General features: G+C 68.4%; 17 protein-coding genes. 10 read left to right on the top strand and 7 right to left on the bottom strand.

Annotation, left to right across the window (positions count from 1 at the left end; translation table 11 throughout):
* The first annotated feature begins 22 nt into the window (after positions 1–22).
* Entirely contained in the window at positions 23–601 is a 579-nt protein-coding gene (gene pyrE, locus AMD30_RS00995) for an orotate phosphoribosyltransferase (RefSeq protein ID WP_055474429.1), read from the top strand.
* Entirely contained in the window at positions 594–1,319 is a 726-nt protein-coding gene (locus AMD30_RS00990) for a TrmH family RNA methyltransferase (protein ID WP_055474428.1), read from the top strand. Before pyrE ends, AMD30_RS00990 begins: the two co-directional genes overlap by 8 nt.
* A gap of 7 nt (positions 1,320–1,326) precedes the next feature.
* Here AMD30_RS00990 and AMD30_RS00985 read toward each other — a convergent pair whose 3' ends face one another.
* Positions 1,327–2,043 (bottom strand): VTT domain-containing protein, encoded by a 717-nt coding sequence (locus AMD30_RS00985; protein WP_010840760.1) that lies wholly within the window; start codon positions 2,041–2,043, stop codon positions 1,327–1,329.
* Between the two features lie 227 nt (positions 2,044–2,270).
* On the opposite strand from AMD30_RS00985, the gene fbaA reads away from it, so the two are divergent.
* Positions 2,271–3,308, top strand: a complete 1,038-nt coding sequence (gene fbaA / locus AMD30_RS00980; RefSeq protein ID WP_055474546.1) for a class II fructose-bisphosphate aldolase — start codon at positions 2,271–2,273, stop codon at positions 3,306–3,308.
* Positions 3,309–3,368: 60 nt separating this feature from the next.
* Here the strand turns inward: fbaA and AMD30_RS00975 are convergent, their stop codons facing one another.
* The 3 genes from AMD30_RS00975 to AMD30_RS00970 all read right to left on the bottom strand — a co-directional run bounded on the left by AMD30_RS00975 (position 3,369) and on the right by AMD30_RS00970 (position 5,846).
* Complete coding sequence (locus AMD30_RS00975; protein ID WP_156354125.1) at positions 3,369–3,659, bottom strand: hypothetical protein; 291 nt, start codon at positions 3,657–3,659, stop codon at positions 3,369–3,371.
* Between the two features lie 148 nt (positions 3,660–3,807).
* Positions 3,808–3,963 carry a hypothetical protein gene (locus AMD30_RS25195; RefSeq protein WP_014928053.1) on the bottom strand — a complete coding sequence of 52 codons (156 nt, stop codon included), beginning with the start codon at positions 3,961–3,963 and terminating at the stop codon, positions 3,808–3,810.
* Positions 3,964–4,100: 137 nt separating this feature from the next.
* Positions 4,101–5,846: an Rv0361 family membrane protein gene (locus tag AMD30_RS00970; protein WP_084817180.1), complete on the bottom strand. Its 1,746-nt coding sequence runs from the start codon at positions 5,844–5,846 to the stop codon at positions 4,101–4,103.
* 353 nt (positions 5,847–6,199) lie between these two features.
* Between AMD30_RS00970 and AMD30_RS00965 the strand changes: the two genes are divergently transcribed.
* The 4 genes from AMD30_RS00965 (at position 6,200) to AMD30_RS00950 (ending at position 10,251) form a co-directional block, all read left to right on the top strand.
* The gene (locus AMD30_RS00965) at positions 6,200–6,652 is read left to right on the top strand and encodes a DUF3151 domain-containing protein (RefSeq protein WP_010840755.1); all 453 of its coding nucleotides are present in this window, start codon (positions 6,200–6,202) and stop codon (positions 6,650–6,652) included.
* Positions 6,653–6,685: 33 nt separating this feature from the next.
* Positions 6,686–7,810 carry an FUSC family protein gene (locus AMD30_RS00960; protein ID WP_035716911.1) on the top strand — a complete coding sequence of 375 codons (1,125 nt, stop codon included), beginning with the start codon at positions 6,686–6,688 and terminating at the stop codon, positions 7,808–7,810.
* Positions 7,811–7,858: 48 nt separating this feature from the next.
* Positions 7,859–8,767: a cation diffusion facilitator family transporter gene (locus AMD30_RS00955; protein WP_010840753.1), complete on the top strand. Its 909-nt coding sequence runs from the start codon at positions 7,859–7,861 to the stop codon at positions 8,765–8,767.
* Positions 8,768–8,898: 131 nt separating this feature from the next.
* The gene (locus AMD30_RS00950) at positions 8,899–10,251 is read left to right on the top strand and encodes an MFS transporter (protein WP_014928049.1); all 1,353 of its coding nucleotides are present in this window, start codon (positions 8,899–8,901) and stop codon (positions 10,249–10,251) included.
* A gap of 60 nt (positions 10,252–10,311) precedes the next feature.
* Here AMD30_RS00950 and AMD30_RS00945 read toward each other — a convergent pair whose 3' ends face one another.
* The gene (locus AMD30_RS00945) at positions 10,312–10,968 is read right to left on the bottom strand and encodes a hypothetical protein (protein WP_010840751.1); all 657 of its coding nucleotides are present in this window, start codon (positions 10,966–10,968) and stop codon (positions 10,312–10,314) included.
* An 81-nt stretch (positions 10,969–11,049) separates the two neighbouring features.
* On the opposite strand from AMD30_RS00945, the gene AMD30_RS00940 reads away from it, so the two are divergent.
* Together AMD30_RS00940 and AMD30_RS00935 are read left to right on the top strand one after the other, a co-directional pair.
* Positions 11,050–12,336 carry an adenylosuccinate synthase gene (locus tag AMD30_RS00940; protein ID WP_010840750.1) on the top strand — a complete coding sequence of 429 codons (1,287 nt, stop codon included), beginning with the start codon at positions 11,050–11,052 and terminating at the stop codon, positions 12,334–12,336.
* 74 nt (positions 12,337–12,410) lie between these two features.
* Complete coding sequence (locus tag AMD30_RS00935; protein WP_010840749.1) at positions 12,411–13,964, top strand: adenylate/guanylate cyclase domain-containing protein; 1,554 nt, start codon at positions 12,411–12,413, stop codon at positions 13,962–13,964.
* Positions 13,965–13,973: 9 nt separating this feature from the next.
* Here AMD30_RS00935 and AMD30_RS00930 read toward each other — a convergent pair whose 3' ends face one another.
* Together AMD30_RS00930 and AMD30_RS00925 are read right to left on the bottom strand one after the other, a co-directional pair.
* Positions 13,974–14,372, bottom strand: coding sequence for a hypothetical protein (locus tag AMD30_RS00930; RefSeq protein ID WP_055474426.1), 399 nt, complete (start codon positions 14,370–14,372; stop codon positions 13,974–13,976).
* A gap of 72 nt (positions 14,373–14,444) precedes the next feature.
* The gene (locus AMD30_RS00925) at positions 14,445–16,037 is read right to left on the bottom strand and encodes a Na+/H+ antiporter (protein ID WP_010840747.1); all 1,593 of its coding nucleotides are present in this window, start codon (positions 16,035–16,037) and stop codon (positions 14,445–14,447) included.
* Positions 16,038–16,081: 44 nt separating this feature from the next.
* Here AMD30_RS00925 and AMD30_RS00920 point away from each other — a divergent pair, with 44 nt between their 5' ends.
* Positions 16,082–16,441 (top strand): UBP-type zinc finger domain-containing protein, encoded by a 360-nt coding sequence (locus AMD30_RS00920; protein ID WP_014928045.1) that lies wholly within the window; start codon positions 16,082–16,084, stop codon positions 16,439–16,441.
* The last annotated feature ends 79 nt before the right edge of the window (positions 16,442–16,520 follow it).

Below are 16,520 nucleotides of genomic sequence, written 5' to 3'. Positions count from 1 at the left end.
CGTCGATCGAGAGGGAAGTCGCATGTCCTCGTCCGCCCCGGTTCCTGCCGAGACCCCGCGGGTCGACCCGACCGCGAAGGCACGGCTGGCCGAGCTCGTCCGCGAGCTCGCCGTCGTGCACGGCAGGGTGACGCTGTCGTCCGGTAAAGAGGCCGACTACTACGTCGACCTGCGTCGGGCGACCCTGCATCACGAGGCCTCGCGGCTCATCGGGCGGCTGATGCGCGAACTGACCGCGGACTGGGACTACGTCGCCGTCGGCGGCCTGACATTGGGTGCGGACCCCGTGGCGACGTCGATCATGCACGCCGACGGGAAGCCGGTCGATGCCTTCGTCGTCCGGAAGGCCGCCAAGGCGCACGGCATGCAACGCCAGATCGAGGGGCCCGACATCGAAGGTCGAGACGTGCTCGTCGTCGAGGACACCAGCACGACCGGCGCCTCGCCGTCCACGGCTGTCGAGGCCGTGCGCGGCATCGGGGGCAACGTCGTCGGCGTGGCCACCGTCGTCGACCGCGCGACCGGCGCCGATGCGGTCATCACCGCGCTCGGCGTGCCGTACCGCTCCCTCCTGGATCTCGGCGATCTCGGGCTTGCCTGACGCCGGGTCGGGGGACCCCGACGATCTCCCAGCCCCGGATCCCGCCGAGGATCCCGATGTCGTACCCGGTCCCACCGAATGGCAGACCGGGCCGACCGTCGGCGTGGGGCCGTGGGCCGACGAGCACCCCGGCCGTCCCGTTCCCGACGATCCGCGCCTCGACGGCGAGCTTCTCGCACACGGTGACACCCGCAACGTCGTCGACGCCTATCGGTACTGGTCGAGGGAGGCGATCGTCGCCGACATCGACGCTCGCCGGCACCCGCTGCACGTCGCCATCGAGAACTTCGCACACGACGCGAACATCGGCACGGTGGTGCGCACCGCCAACGCCTTCGCGGTGGCCGCCGTCCACATCGTCGGACGACGCCGCTGGAACCGTCGCGGAGCGATGGTGACCGACCGCTATCAGCACCTGATGCACCACGAGACGGTGTCCGATCTCATCTCCTGGGCTCGCGACGAGGGGCTGACCGTGGTGGCGGTGGACAACACTCCCGGTGCTCGTCCGCTCGAAACAGCCGATCTACCGCGCGACTGCGTGCTGCTGTTCGGTCAGGAGGGCCCCGGGGTCAGCGACGATGCGCAACGCGAGGCCGATCTCACGGTGTCGATCGCCCAGTTCGGTTCGACGCGCAGCATCAACGCGGGCGTGGCCGCCGGAATCGCCATGCACGCATGGGTCCGGCAGCACGCCGACCTCGACGCCGCGTGGTGAGGGAAGCTCAGTTCTTGGCGTCGTCGGACGCGGGGAGGGGCTCCTCCTCGACGACCTTCTTGCGCGAGCGCAGGATGCGCTTGACGATCTCGGTGATGATCGGCAGAACCGAGATGAAGACGATGAACAGGAAGATGTAGTCGATGTTGTCGCGGATGAACTCGATCTGGCCCAGGAAGTAGCCGAGCAGCGTGACTCCCGCACCCCAGGCGACCGCGCCGATGATGTTGTACGTGAGGAAGATCGGGTACCGCATCTTCGCGGCACCGGCGACCAGCGGGGCGTAGGTCCGCACGATGGGGACGAAGCGCGCGAGGATGATCGTCACCGGACCGTGCTTCTCGAAGAACTCGTGTGCTTCCTCGATGTAGACCTGCTTCAGGATCTTCGCGTCCGGCCGGAACAGCGAATACCCCGCCTTCTTGCCGATCCAGTACCCGACCTGGTCACCGAGGAAGGCCGCGATGGGGATCAGGACGAGGAGCACCCACAGCGGGGCGAAGGGCTCGATCTCCGCCGACTTCGCCGCCACGATGAGCCCGGCGGTGAAGAGCAGCGAGTCGCCGGGGAGCAGCGGGAACAGCAGACCCGACTCGATGAACACGACCAACAGCAGACCGGCCAGCATCCACGTGCCGAACGAGTTGAGCAGGTTCACCGGATCCAGGAATCCCGGCAGGAGCGCCAGGTTGGTGGTCGTGGTGGCAAGCGCGGAGTCGATCACGGGGACCCAGAGTACCTGCGCGTGGGGCGAGGACAGAATCTCACGGGTCCGCCACCGCCGGTTTCCAGCAGGTCCGGGCATGAATGGTGCCCGCGCCGGGTGATGTGGCACCTGCCATACTGAGTGAAGTCCGGCCGCGGGAAGTCCGGCTGCTCGCCACCGAAGCACCAATCGACGGCGAGAGAACCCGAACACCAGAGCACATCAACACCCTGGAGGATCCGTCGATGCCCATTGCAACCCCGGAGCAGTACGCCGAGATGTTCGACAAGGCGAAGAAGGGCGGTTACGCATTCCCCGCGATCAACTGCACCTCGTCGTCGACGATCAACGCCGCCATCAAGGGTTTTGCCGACGCAGGCAGTGACGGGATCATCCAGTTCTCGACCGGTGGCGCCGAGTTCGGGTCCGGCCTGGGTGTCAAGGACATGGTGACCGGTGCGGTCGCGCTCGCCGAGTTCGCGCACGTCGTCGCCGAGAAGTACGACGTCCTCATCGGCCTGCACACCGACCACTGCCCCAAGGACAAGCTCGACACCTACGTCCGCCCGCTGCTGCAGGTGTCGCAGGAGCGCGTCGACGCCGGCCGCAACCCGCTCTTCCAGTCGCACATGTGGGACGGCAGCGCCGTGCCGCTCGACGAGAACCTGGAGATCGCCAAGGAGCTGCTGGCGAAGGCCGGCGCAGCCAACATCATCCTGGAGATCGAGATCGGCGTGGTCGGCGGCGAGGAGGACGGCGTCGAGAACGAGATCAACGACAAGCTGTTCACCACCCCCGAAGACTTCGAGAAGACCATCGAGGCCCTCGGCGCCAGCGACTCGGGCAACCGGTACCTGCTCGCCGCGACCTTCGGCAACGTGCACGGCGTCTACAAGCCGGGCAACGTGAAGCTGCGCCCCGATGTCCTCAACACCGGCCAGGAGGTCGCCGCGAAGAAGCTGGGCCTCGGCGACGGAGCCAAGCCCTTCGACTTCGTCTTCCACGGCGGATCGGGCTCGCTCAAGAGCGAGATCGATGAGGCCCTGAGCTACGGCGTCGTCAAGATGAACGTCGACACCGACACGCAGTACGCCTACACCCGCCCGGTCGCCGGCCACATGTTCAGCAACTACGACGGTGTGCTGAAGGTCGACGGCGACGTCGGCAACAAGAAGGTCTACGACCCGCGCAGCTGGTCGAAGAAGGCTGAGACCAACATGAGCGAGCGCGTCGTCGAGGCGTGTAACGACCTCAAGTCCAACGGCAAGTCCCTGACTGCCTGACGGAGAGTCCCACGATCGCTGCCCGCACCCCGAAAGGGTGCGGGCAGTTGTCTTTTCGGGTCACCAGCCTGTTGGTGAATCCGGCGTCGGATCGCGTTCTGACCACCACGTGCTCAGACGCCAGACGGTCGCGCCGACGATCGGAACGATCCAGACGATGCTCAGCCAGGCCACACTGCGTTGCAGGCCCAAGCGATGACCGACGACGTCGACCGTTGCAAACATCGACAGGGTGATCCATACGGAGAACAGGACGAGGGATGCGAAAGCAAAATAGACCACACGGCTGAGATCCGCGCTGCACGCAGCGTCTGGAGCGCATTCTGAAAGTCCGGCCTCGGCAAGCAGCACAGGTGCAATCTACCCATCGCCGGTGGTTGAACAGTGTCGCACAGGATGAAATTGCCGCGGTCCCTCGATGCTCGCAGCGTCGCGACATCTGTGTGTTCATCGATGAGGCCAAGCCGGCGAACCACCTACGTGTCCGTGCTGGAGCGCCTCAGGTGAGGGCGAGCCCGACGACGACCGCGGCGGCGAGCGCGACCATCACCAGCGCCGCGATGACGACGGCCGGGTCGACGCGCGACCGGGACCGTTGCGGCGAACCGACGTCGTAGGGACGGATTCGATTGCTTCGGACCCGGTTGTCCGGCACGGGACGGATGTCCGTCGAAAGACCCCGGCGTGGCGTCGTGCCCGCAGGTGGTGCCGGTCGGGACGGGGGCGTGAAGTAGCCCGGCGCAGAACGGTTACGCGGGCCGGCCGGCGGTGGGCCGGACCGATGTCCGCTCGTCACGTGGGGTTGCAGACCTTCCAGTCGTCGCCGTCGCGCTGCAGGTTCAGCGTGACGGTCTCGGGCTGATCGGGTGAATTGGTGTGTACCGCGACCACTTCGACGACGGCCTGGTCACCGCCTTCGACGACGCGGACCGCGTTGATCGCCTGCGTCTGCACGAGTTCGTTGCGGGCCCGTTGCGCCTCGTAGGTGCGCTGGTACGCGGCGTCGTCGAAATCGCTGTAGAAAGCGTTGAGCTCGCCGCAGGTGACCGACCGCAGGGTCGAGAGGTCACCCTCGTACAGTGCGGTCGTGTAATCCATGGCCACGGTCGCGGCCTCGTCGGCGGGCGCCGGTGCGCGCAGGCTGTTGTAGGCGAAGATGCCGCCGACGACGGCCACGATCACCACCACGACCGCTGCCGCCGCGATCAGCAGCCCCTTGCCGCGCTTCTTCTTCGGTGACGTGGGGCCGCTACCCGGGATGACCTGCGGTTCGCGGTCGGTGGTCGTCCAACCCTCGGTCGATGCAGCAACGGCGGGCTCCGGTGTGGTCCGGGCCTCCTCCTCGGCCGGCGCGGACGTCTCGGTCCGCGCAGAGGCGGCGGCAGCGGCTGCCGCGGGGATCACGGTCGTCGCGGCGTCCGATCCGGAGTCCTCGGCGGCAGCCTCGGTCTCGGTGTCGGTGGTGTCCGTCTCGTTCGTGTCGGTGCTCCCACCGGCGGGGACGGTGATCGCCTCGGTCGGCGAGTCGGCCTCTGTCTCCGCCGTCTCGTCCGCCGCTGCGGTGGTCTCTGCCGTTTCGTCCGCCGCCGCTGCCTCGGGTGCCTCGTCCTCGAGAACCGCCGGCTCGGTCGTGTCGGTGGCGTCGGCCGGCTCGTCGTCCACCGGCTCCGCCTCGGCGTCCGGGTCGACGACGGGGTCCTGGTCTGCTTCTGATGCGACACCGGACTCGTCCGGTGCAGTCTCGTCCGGCGCGGCTTCGTCCGTCGCCGTGTCGTCGTCCACCGGCTCGGCTTCGGCCTCCGCGTCAGCATCGGTCTCGGCGTCGGAATCGGCATCGGCATCGGCCTCGGTCTCGGCGTCGGAGTCATCGGGAGCCGATCCGGCTGCCACCGCGGCCGCACCCGCCGCTGCCACACCGGCGCTGACCGCGGTACCCGTCGACGGGTCCGTGTCGTCGGGAAGCGTCGGTTCGGCGGTCGCCTCGGTATCCGAATCCGAATCCGAATCCGGCTCGGGCTCAGTGGATTCGGACTCGGGAGCCTCGGCGTCGGGCGGCCCGGACTCGGTGTCCGAGGCTGCTGTCTCAGAGTCGGCGAGCTCGGCTTCGGGGGATGCTGCGTCGGGCCCCGGGGCTGTCGGGTCGATGTCGTCGAGGTCCTCGAGCTCGGCGGCGTCGGGGAGATCCGACCGTTGGATGACGGTGGTCGCCGAGTCGCTCGGGCCGAGGCGCTTCGGTGCAGGAGTGGCGTCGTCGGGGGCGCTTTCGTCGGCAGCGGTCTCGCCGGTCTCCGCGGACTCGGGTTCCGCACTCAGCGGGTCGATGTCGTCCAGGTCCTCGAGGTCCTCGGCCGACGGCAGGCTGTCGCGGTTGATCACCTGGGTGGCGCCGTCGATCCCGCGCCCACCCTTCGGTTTCGGTGCTGCGGGCTTCTTCGCGGCACCGTCCGCCGTGGACGCGTCTGCCGTGGACTCCGCGGCGGTCGCCTCGGTCGTCGCGGCCTTGTCCTCGGCGGTCTCGTTCTTGGTGGAATCGTCCACAGCTGGCTCGCGGCCCTCTCTGCTGGTGCTGGGTGGAGTGGCGTCGGTGCCGGTCGGAGTGGTGCCGGGCACCGGTCGTGCACCCGTCCGGCGAGCGCGACGATCATCCCGAACCTGTTTCAGGGTCGACAATGCCCTGGTGACAGCAGCTCTCGGCCTCTCGGATCGCGCCATCGACTGTTTCACCCCGTATTCGCCATCGCACGACTTCGGTCCGGCCGCCCGACGACGCCGATCACCGGGGGCAGCAGGACCGATTGCGTCATTCACCCTAGCGAACGGCCCGACATTCCAGCACTAGGGCGTTTGATCGAACGGACGGCCCCGGGCGGCACGATGCTTGAATAGAGGACATGACGTCTTTCGGAGATCTTCTCGGCCCGCAACCGGTTCTGCTCACCGGGGACGACGACGCCGAATCAGACCTGCTCAACGGTGCCGCCGCGGCGGAGGTCGCGGCCGCGCATCCGACCGCCTCGATCGCCTGGGCCTACCTTGCCGAGGCGGCTCTCGAGTCGTCGAAGACCGCCGCGGCCGGTGACGACATCGACTCTGCCGCGGTGATCGCGGCGTACGCCTATGCGCGGACCGGTTATCACCGCGGCCTCGATCAACTGCGACGACACGGCTGGAAGGGTTTCGGGCCGGTGCCGTGGAGCCACGAACCCAATCGCGGCTTCCTACGGTGCGTCGGGGCGCTCGCCCGGGCCGCCGAACTGATCGGCGAGGAAGACGAACACCTGCGTTGCCTCGACCTGCTCAACGACAGCGATCCACGCGCGGCCGCCGAACTCGGCCTCGTGTGATCCGACCGGTCACCCGCGGATGACGTCCGCCTGATGGCAGCAAGAGCCGCGAACCCGTCGTATCCGCGCCGGGTGTTCAACGCGATGCCCGCGCCGCTGAAGAACCGGCTGCGCCGGCTACGCGTGTCGTTGGTGCCGATCGTCCAGTGTGCGCTGGCCGCCGGGGTGTCATGGTGGATCGCGGTGGAGGTCTTCGTCCATCCCGATCCGTTCTTCGCGCCCATCGCCGCGGTGATCTCCCTCGGCCTGTCCCTCGGGCAGCGGTGGCGCCGGGCCGCCGAACTCGTCGGCGGCGTCGCGATCGGCATCCTCGTCGGCGACCTGTTCATCAGCCTGGTCGGCGAGGGGGCCTGGCAGATCATGGTCGTCGTCGCCCTGGCGATGACGGTGGCGGTCTTCCTCGACGACGGCCCGCTCGTCCCCATGCAGGCGGCCTCGTCGGCCGCGCTGGTCGCGACGCTCCTCCCGCCCGGCGGCGTGGCGGGTTTCCATCGCGCGCTCGATGCGCTCATCGGCGGGCTGGTCGGCATCCTCGTGGGGGCGCTCCTGCCGGTGAATCCGGCGAGCCGGGCGCGCCGTGACGCGGCCGGCGTCCTCGCGACGGTCCGCGACGCCGCCCGCCAGCTGGCCACCGGACTGCGCGAGCGCGACGAGGAACTCATTGCCGCCGCACTCGAGTCCGGGCGCGGGACGCAGGCCGCGATCAACAAGATGCGGTCGGACATGACCGGCGGGCGCGAGGTCACGCGCATCTCACCGCTCTACTGGGGCTCCCGGATGCGGCTGGACCGGATCTCGGCGACCGCCGACCCCATCGACAACGCGGTCCGCAACTTCCGCATCATCGCGCGGCGTTCGCTCGGCATGACCCAGCGGGGTGTGCCGGTGCTCCCCGAGCTGATCGAGATCATCGACGATCTCGCCGGGGCCTTCGAGGTGCTGCGCGCGATGATGATGGCCGATCCCGGTGAGGAACCCGATCAGGCCGACGCGGCCCGGGTGATCCGCAGCATCGTGCGCAAGGCCCGCGTCGACCTGGTCACCAACAGCGAGTTGTCGGAGGCCGCGTTGCTCGCCGAGATCCGCTCGCTGCTCGTGGACCTGCTGATGACGGCGGGTCTGCGCAGGTCCTCCGCACTGGCGACCCTCCGGAGCTGACCGACCTGTTGCCACATATGCGAACTTCTGCATATATTGACCGGCATCATGGGGCACTCACATTCGCACTCGCACGCTCCCACGGCCGGGGGCCGGCGCCGCCTCTGGCCGATGGTGCTGGCCGTCGCGCTCATCGGCGGCTACTTCGTCGTCGAACTGGTCACCGGCATCCTGGTGAACTCGCTGGCACTGATCGCCGACGCCGGCCACATGCTGACCGACGTCGTCGCACTCGTCATGGGCCTGATCGCACTGCTGCTCGGCCGTCACGGGCGGACCACCGACACCCGTAGCTTCGGCTGGCACCGCGCCGAGGTGTTCACCGCGGTCGCCAACGCCGTACTGCTGATGGGCGTCGCCGTCTTCGTGCTCTACGAGGCGGTCGAGCGGATCGGCAGCGATCCGCAGGTCCCGGGCCTCACCCTGATCGTCGTGGCCCTGGTGGGCCTGCTGGTGAACCTCGGGGTCATGCTGCTGCTGCGGGCCGACGCGAAGGAATCGATCGCGGTCCGCGGCGCATACCTGGAGGTGCTGGCCGACGCCGTCGGCAGCGTCGGCGTACTCGTGGCCGGCATCGTCGCGATGACGACCGGATGGGGTTACGCCGACATCGTCGTCGCGGTACTGATCGCGCTGTGGGTGGTTCCGCGGGCGGTGCGACTGGCACTCGACGCGCTGCGCATCCTGAACCAGCAGGCGCCGGCCCACGTCGACGTCGAGGCATTACGGGCCGATCTGGCCGACATCCCGGTGGTCGACGACGTGCACGACCTCCATGTCTGGACGCTCACGACCGGGATGGATGTGGCCACCGTGCATCTCGGCAGCAATCGGCCCAATGCCGAGGTGTTGCCCGCCGCGCAGGCCGTCCTGGCGCGCCACGGTCTCGAGCACGCGACGGTGCAGATCGATCCCGACGATCACCAGCGACGGTGCCGGGAGGAGATGACCTGGTGACCGCGCGCCGTCGAGCCGCGGACAGGCCCCACATCGCGGCCGGCTGACGCCCGAGCAGCGGTCGCAACTTTTCGTTCACGCTGATTCGTAGTCGCCGGATCGGGCGGCCGCGTCGTTACCGTGTGTCGGTCATGGCTACCTCCACACTCGCAGCTGCGCCGGTCGTCGAGACCGATGCCGAGCGTCGCAAGCGCCTCCGCACCGTCGTCGCGGCAAGTCTTCTCGGCACGACCGTCGAGTGGTACGACTTCTTCCTCTACGCGACCGCGGCGAGCCTCGTGTTCAACCAGCTGTTCTTCCCCGACCAGAGTTCGTTCGTCGGCACGCTGCTGTCCTTCGCCACGTTCGCGGTGGGCTTCGTGGTGCGTCCGATCGGCGGAATCGTGTTCGGGCACATCGGCGATCGCATCGGCCGCAAGCGCACACTCGCGATCACGATGGTGATGATGGGCGTCGCGACCGCCCTGATGGGCGTGCTGCCGACCGCGGCGTCGGTCGGTGTGCTCGCCCCGATCCTGCTGCTGCTCCTGCGGGTCGTGCAGGGGTTCGCGCTGGGCGGGGAGTGGGCGGGTGCGGTCCTGCTGTCGGTCGAGCACAGTCCGGACGGCAAACGCGGTCTGTTCGGGAGCATCCCCCAGATCGGTCTGGCGCTCGGACTCGCACTGGGTACCGGTGTGTTCGCCCTGCTGCAGGTGGTCCTCGACGAGCAGGCGTTCCTGACCTACGGCTGGCGCATCGCGTTCCTGGTGAGCATCGTCCTCGTGGTCATCGGCTTCGTCGTGCGCCTGAAGGTGGACGAGACGCCGGCGTTCGCCGAGGTCGCCGAACTCGCGAAGAAGTCCACGGCACCGCTGCGCGACGTCGTGGTCCCGCCGAACACGCGCAACACCGTCCTCGGTCTCCTCGCCCGGTGGGGTGAGGGCTCCGCCTTCAACACCTGGGGCGTCTTCGCGATCGCCTACGCCACCAGCGAACTCGACATGGAGAAGGTCCCGGTCCTGGTGGCCGTGACGATCGCCTCGCTGGTGATGGCGGCCCTGCTGCCGTTCTCCGGCCTGCTCACCGACCGCTATGGCGCCAAGACGATCTACCTCATCGGGATCACCGCCTACGGCGTGGCGGTCTATCCGGTGTTCGCCCTGTTCGGGACGGCGAACCTGCTGTGGTTCACCGTCGGGCTGGTGATCGTCTTCGGCGTGATCCATGCGCTCTTCTACGGCGCGCAGGGAACGTTGTTCGCGAGCCTGTACCCGACCCCGGTGCGCTACACGGGCCTGTCGGTGGTCTATCAGTTCTCCGGCATCTACGCCTCGGGACTGACGCCGCTGATCCTCACCGCACTGATCGGCGCGGCGAGCGGGTCGCCGTGGCTGGCCGCCGGATATCTCGTGCTCACCGCGATCATCAGCGTCGTGGCGACCGCGCTCATCCGGCGCGACGACCTCCACCTCACCACGGGCCCGGAGGCACGTCCGGTCGCCTGACCCGTCGGGAATCGGTAGCGACAATGCGCGTCATATCCGCACTGGCGCTACGGATTCCGGTCAGGGGCGGACGAGCAGCAGATCGGTGACGTGACGGTAGAACGTCGACCGCTTGAGGACGCGCGGGTTCACCACACCCTCACGTTCGACGACGACATTGGTGCCGCCGGTCTGGCAGGCACGTCCGGCGAACCACTTGCCCGGCAGCAACATCCGCTCGACCTGCGCGCGTAGCCCGGGCGCGGCGAGGGTCGGTTCGATGAGGATCGAGCGCACCTCGCCGTCGAAAAGTCGCTCGTTGTCGACATAGGTCTCACCGTGCAGTTTCGCGCCGTCGGCACCAAGATGACGGGCGCTGCCGACCACGACCGTCGCGGCGTCGTCGCGGATGAGCGGGACCGCGACCGCGGTGCCGTGCTCGGCCAGTTCACGCGCGGCCGGCCCGTGCGGCAACCCGTAGCGGCGCGTCGCCGGGGTGGCCTCGGCGGAGACGTACGCGACCTCGACGTCGAGTCGTTCGGTGACCATGAGTGCGGCGAGCACCTGGGACAGGAAGATGTCGTTCTCGTGGGGCACGGTGGGCGCGAACCGTTCGGCGACGCGCGGTTCGACGACCAGGCGGGAGACGTCGGGATCGGTCAGGGCATCGGCGACCGCGGCACGGACGGCCTTCTTGTCGTCGGCGCGGCTGGTCTGGCTGAGAAGGGCAAACGGCACGCGGATAGCGTATCGAGCGCGCGGACCCAGTAGTGTTGGTCGGGTTTGGTCCCAAGCGCGCCACACAAAGGAGTACCGGACATGGCCGCGATCGTGCTTATCGGAGCCCAGTGGGGTGACGAGGGCAAAGGCAAAGCGACCGACCTCCTCGGAGGCCGGATCAACTGGGTTGTCCGCTACCAGGGTGGCAACAACGCCGGGCACACCGTCGTACTGCCGAGCGGGGAATCCTTCGCGCTGCACCTCATCCCGTCCGGCATCCTGACGCCCGGCGTGCAGAACGTGATCGGCAACGGCGTGGTCGTCGACCCCGGCGTGCTCCTCACCGAGCTCGGTGGACTCGAGGACCGCGATGTCGACACCTCGGGCCTGCTGATCTCCGCCGACGCGCACCTGCTGATGCCGTACCACGTCGCGATCGACAAGGTCACCGAGCGCTTCCTGGGCAACAAGAAGATCGGCACCACGGGCCGCGGCATCGGCCCCTGCTATCAGGACAAGATCGCCCGCGTGGGGGTCCGCGTCGCCGACGTCCTCGACGAGAAGATCCTGGCCCAGAAGGTCGAGGCCGCGCTCGAACTCAAGAACCAGATCCTGGTCAAGATCTACAACCGCAAGGCCCTCGACCCGGCGCAGGTCGTCGACGAGGTCCTCGGCCAGGCCGAGGGGTTCAAACACCGCATCGCCGACACCCGGTTGCTGCTCAACCAGGCACTCGAAAACGGCGAGACGGTGCTGCTCGAGGGTTCCCAGGGAACCCTGCTCGACGTCGACCACGGCACCTATCCGTATGTGACGTCGTCGAACCCGACGGCCGGCGGCGCGGCGGTGGGTGCCGGTATCGGCCCCAACAAGATCACCACCGTCCTGGGCATCCTGAAGGCCTACACCACACGGGTGGGCTCGGGGCCGTTCCCGACCGAGCTCTTCGACGAGTGGGGCGCCTACCTGGCCAAGACCGGCGGCGAGGTGGGTGTGACCACCGGACGTGCCCGTCGCTGCGGCTGGTTCGACGCCGTGATCGCCCGCTACGCCACCCGCGTCAACGGGATCACCGACTATTTCCTCACCAAACTCGACGTCCTCTCCAGCCTCGACACCGTGCCGATCTGCGTGGCCTACGAGGTCGACGGCGAACGGGTCGAGGAGATGCCGATGACCCAGACCGGTTTCCACCACGCGAAGCCGATCTACGAGGAGATGCCGGGCTGGTGGGAGGACATCTCCCAGTGCAAGACCTTCGAGGAACTGCCGCAGAACGCGCAGAACTACATCCTGCGGCTCGAGGAGCTCTCAGGTGCGCACATCTCGTGCGTGGGCGTGGGTCCCGGTCGCGACCAGACCATCGTGCGGCGCGAGATCGTCTGAGGACCGACGCTCCCGGCGGTGGCTCCGCGAAGCTCGTCGCGGATCCGGGCACGGCTCGTGATTAGCTAGTGCCCATGCGTGCCAAGCGGGGGAGTCGCGACTACGGTTCCATCCTGCTCGGATCCGTCGGCGAGAGCAGCATCAAGCAGCGGGTCCGGATTCAGACCCTGCTGACCGCGTCGATCGTGGTGGCCAACATGTTCGGCGCGATCGTCGCGGTCGCGCTCACCGCGGTCGGCATCCCGCAGCCGACCGTCTTCACCGCCGAACTCTGGTGGGTCAACTTCATCGTGGTGCCCGTCTACATCACCGTGGCCTTCGTGGTCGGGATCGGGTGGGGTACCTACGTCGGCGTCCGCGACCTGCGCTGGGCCATCCGCGACGTCCCGCCGACGAAACGTGACGCCCGGCGGACGATGCGGCTGCCGTGGCGGCTGTCGCTGGTGCAGGGTTTCCTGTGGGGTGTCGCCACCGTCATGCTCACGATCATGTACGGGATCGTCGACCCGCAGCTGATCCCGAAGACGCTGTTCGTGGTGAGCCTCAGTGGCGTCGTGGTGGTGGCGATCTCGTATCTCTTCATCGACTTCACGCTGCGTCCCGTTGCGGCGGACCTGATCTCGGCCGGGCATCGTAGGCGTAAGCGCACCGGTGTGAAGGCGCGCTCGGTGGTCTCGTGGATGGTGGGTTCGGCGATCCCGATCATCGGCATCCTGCTGGTGCTGGCCTTCGGGCTCGCACGGGACGAGACCTCCAAGCTCGACTTGTTCGTCGGTGCCACGGTCCTCGGGGTCACCGCCCTGTTCACCGGTCTGCTCCTGACGCTGCTGTCGAGCATGAGTGTGACCGGACCCATCCGCAGCGTGCGTGCCGGGATGAACCGCGTGAGCGACGGCGACCTCGAGAACGCCGACCTCGTCGTCTACGACGGCACCGAACTCGGCGACCTACAGGTCGGTTTCAACTCGATGGTCACCGGACTCCGTGAGCGAGAACGGATACGGGACCTCTTCGGCCGTCACGTGGGCCATGAGGTCGCCGAGGCGGCGATGTCGTCGAGTCCCGAACTCGGTGGCACCGAACGTCTGGCCGCCACGCTGTTCGTCGACGTCATCGGTTCGACGACGCTTGCCTCGCAACGACGACCGACCGAGGTCGTCGAGATCCTCAACAAGTTCTTCGCCGTCATCGTGCGGTCGGTCGAGGAACACGACGGCCTGGTGAACAAGTTCGAGGGCGACGCGGTGCTCGCCATCTTCGGCGCACCCATCGACCTCGACGACGCCGCCGGCAGCGCACTCGCCGCCGCCCGCGACATCGCCTCCGGTCTGGCCGAGGAGGTACCGGAGCTGTCGGCCGGGATCGGGGTCAGCCACGGGGCCGTGGTCGCCGGGAACGTCGGCGCCATCGAGAGATTCGAGTACACCGTCATCGGCGACCCGGTCAACGAGAGCGCCCGGCTGTCGGAACTGGCCAAGCGGGATCCGCGGCGCCCGCTGGCCTCCGGGCGCGCGGTCAAGGCCGCGCAGCCGAGTGAGGCGGCGCGCTGGGAGGAACAGGAGACCACCTCGCTGCGCGGCCGTACGGAAGAGACCGCCGTGTTCGCCGCGTTCGTCGACGAAGAATGACGTTCTCGCTCAGCCGATCGCGTCCTCGGAGCTGATCAGCAACCCGTCGGGGCCGACGATGCTCAGGCCCAGTCCGTCGAAGACGGAGTACTTGTATCCGTTGTTGTAGGCGACGTAGTAGTAACGGCCACTGCCGTTCTCCTGCAGGTGCACCTCGGACACCGGGACGCACAGGGTGTTCCCGCTGGAGCGGGCGACACCCCGGTATTCGAGCGTGCCGTCGGTGCGCCACTGGCAGATCGACGCCGCCGACTGCGCGGTGACGACAGAGGTGACGGTCCGTTGCCCGGCATCGCAGGACGGTGCGGACGGAGCGGCGGCAGCGGTGGAGGTGCCGACGGCGAGAGCGCCGGCGGCGAGGACGAGGGAGGCGCCGGCGGTGGCCAGGCGGGTCATGGTCGTGGTCATGGGAACCGAAGGTAGGGCAGGGCTTCCGAACGCGGAATGGGCAGAACTCCCCGGGTTCGTTCGGGTGGGGGACTAAACGTCGCGGTCGCCTTGTCCCTCGGCGAAGTCGAGGCGGCGCAACGCGATCCGCAGTACTTCGTCGTCGATGCGGCCGGCGTCGCGTTCGGCGATGAACACCGCGCGCTGGATCTGCAGGATCTCCGTCCGCAGACGGGCCCCGGCCGACGTCGGACTCTCGCCGAGGTCCTCGGGTCCGCGGCCCAGCTCCTCCCACGCGACGTTGCGCTGCGTCGTGATCCACTTGCGCAGCATCGCCACCTGGAGGCGGCGTGGATCGTCGTCGGTCAGCTCGGTGGCGTATTCGTCGAGCCGGCGTTCGGCTTCGCGGGACGCCCGGTCTTGTGCGGATGCATAGGCCAGCCGGTCCTGGGCTCGCTCGTCGCCGCTGACGCCCAGGAACCGGATGACCCAGGGCAGCGTCGTGCCCTGGATCAACAGCGTGCCCACCACGACGACGAAGGTCAGGAACAGGATCTCCGCGCGGGCGGGGAAGGGCTCGTTCGCCTCGGTGTACACGGGAATGGCGAACGCGGCGGCCAGCGAAACCACTCCGCGCATGCCGGCCCAGGACACGACGAAGACCGACGCCGGGGTGGGTGACGGTTCGCGGTCGCGGATCCGACGCGACAGCAGGCGGGGCAGATACGTCGCGGGGAAGACCCAGACGATCCGCACGAGGATCGTCGCCGCCAGGACCGCCGCGGCGTCGATGGCGATCTGCGTCCACGACTCGTTCTCGACGCCCTCGATGAGCATGGGCAGCTGCAGACCGATCAGCAGGAAGACGAACGACTCGAGGATGGTGTCGATCGACTTGCGCACCGCGTCGTCCTGCAGTCGCGTCGCGTAACCCAGCCGCACCGATCGGTGCCCGAGGTAGAGACCGGCGGTGACCACCGCGATGACACCCGAGCCGTGCAGTTCCTCCGCGGCGTAGTACGTGGCGAACGGGACGATGATGCCGATGGCGGTCTCCATCGGCGGGTCGGTGAGCCAGACGCGCACCCAGGACACCACCATCCCCACGACGAGTCCCACGATCAGGCCGCCGAGGGCCGCCACCGCGAACGTCAGGACCCCTTCGCCGACCGTCGCGGTGGCGCCGACCGCCGCGGCGAGTGCGATCCGGAAGGCGGTCAGCGCGGTTGCGTCGTTGAGCAGGCTCTCGCCGCCGAGCAGTGTCATCATCCGGCGCGGCAGACCCAGCCGGCGACCGATGGCCTGCGCCGAGACAGCGTCCGGCGGTGCGACGACGGCCCCGAGGACCAGCGCCGCGGCCAGCGGGAGATTGGGGACCACGAGATAGGCGACGTACCCCACCACCAGCGTCGTCACCAGCGGGAGTCCGACCGCCAGGAATCCGATCGCGCGCCAGTTGGCGCGGAACGCCTGGTACGAACTCTCCTGCGCGGCCGAGTACAGCAGCGGCGGCAGGATGAGGAACAGCACCAGTTCCGGCTCGAGGGCCACCGACGGCAGCTCGGGGATCCATCCGATCCCCAGGCCGACGGTGACCAGCACGAGTGGCGACGACAGTTCGTAGCGACGACACAGCGCGGCGACCGCCACGGCGATGACCGCGACCAGCAGTAGCGATGCGCCCATTCGAGCGACTCTAGTGGCGCCCTCCGCGGTGGATAATGTCGAGCATGCAAATCTTTCGCCGGAAGTCCTCCTCCCCGGTCGCGTCCGGTCCACCGGAGGCCGGTTCCGACAGTTCGACGGCTACCGCGCGCTGCGCTGAGCTGGAGGCGTTCGACGCCGCACCGGCCGGCGATCCGGCACCCGCGGCCGGCGACGCCCGCAGCTGCCAGGATTGCGTCGCGATCGGTGAGACCCACTGGGCCCACCTCCGGAAGTGCTTGACGTGCGGGCACATCGGGTGCTGCGATTCCAGTCCGCGCCGGCATGCGACGGGTCACTTCCACGACACCGGGCACCCGGTCATGCGTTCGGCCGAACCGGGCGAGGTGTGGCGATGGTGCTTCGTCCACGAGGTGACGGGATGACCGCGCGAGGTCGGCGGGTGTGTCGTATGCCGGGGGTGAGTGACATCAAGCCCGCTCCCGGCGCGACCGCGTCGGGATC

This window comes from Gordonia sp. HS-NH1 (assembly GCF_001418765.1).
In the GTDB taxonomy this organism is placed as follows: Bacteria; Actinomycetota; Actinomycetes; order Mycobacteriales; family Mycobacteriaceae; genus Gordonia.
The sequence above is the reverse complement of the archived record's forward strand: the minus strand, read 5'-3'. Positions and strand labels throughout refer to the sequence as shown.

Bases quoted from the DNA above. Each gene is read 5' to 3' on its own strand.
- pyrE (WP_055474429.1), top strand. From the start codon at position 23: ATGTCCTCGTCCGCCCCGGTTCCTGCCGAGACCCCGCGGGTCGACCCG.
- fbaA (WP_055474546.1), top strand. From the start codon at position 2,271: ATGCCCATTGCAACCCCGGAGCAGTACGCCGAGATGTTCGACAAGGCG.
- AMD30_RS00965 (WP_010840755.1), top strand. From the start codon at position 6,200: ATGACGTCTTTCGGAGATCTTCTCGGCCCGCAACCGGTTCTGCTCACC.
- AMD30_RS00960 (WP_035716911.1), top strand. From the start codon at position 6,686: ATGGCAGCAAGAGCCGCGAACCCGTCGTATCCGCGCCGGGTGTTCAAC.
- AMD30_RS00955 (WP_010840753.1), top strand. From the start codon at position 7,859: ATGGGGCACTCACATTCGCACTCGCACGCTCCCACGGCCGGGGGCCGG.
- AMD30_RS00950 (WP_014928049.1), top strand. From the start codon at position 8,899: ATGGCTACCTCCACACTCGCAGCTGCGCCGGTCGTCGAGACCGATGCC.
- AMD30_RS00940 (WP_010840750.1), top strand. From the start codon at position 11,050: ATGGCCGCGATCGTGCTTATCGGAGCCCAGTGGGGTGACGAGGGCAAA.
- AMD30_RS00935 (WP_010840749.1), top strand. From the start codon at position 12,411: ATGCGTGCCAAGCGGGGGAGTCGCGACTACGGTTCCATCCTGCTCGGA.
- AMD30_RS00930 (WP_055474426.1), bottom strand. From the start codon at position 14,372: ATGACCACGACCATGACCCGCCTGGCCACCGCCGGCGCCTCCCTCGTC.
- AMD30_RS00925 (WP_010840747.1), bottom strand. From the start codon at position 16,037: ATGGGCGCATCGCTACTGCTGGTCGCGGTCATCGCCGTGGCGGTCGCC.
- AMD30_RS00920 (WP_014928045.1), top strand. From the start codon at position 16,082: ATGCAAATCTTTCGCCGGAAGTCCTCCTCCCCGGTCGCGTCCGGTCCA.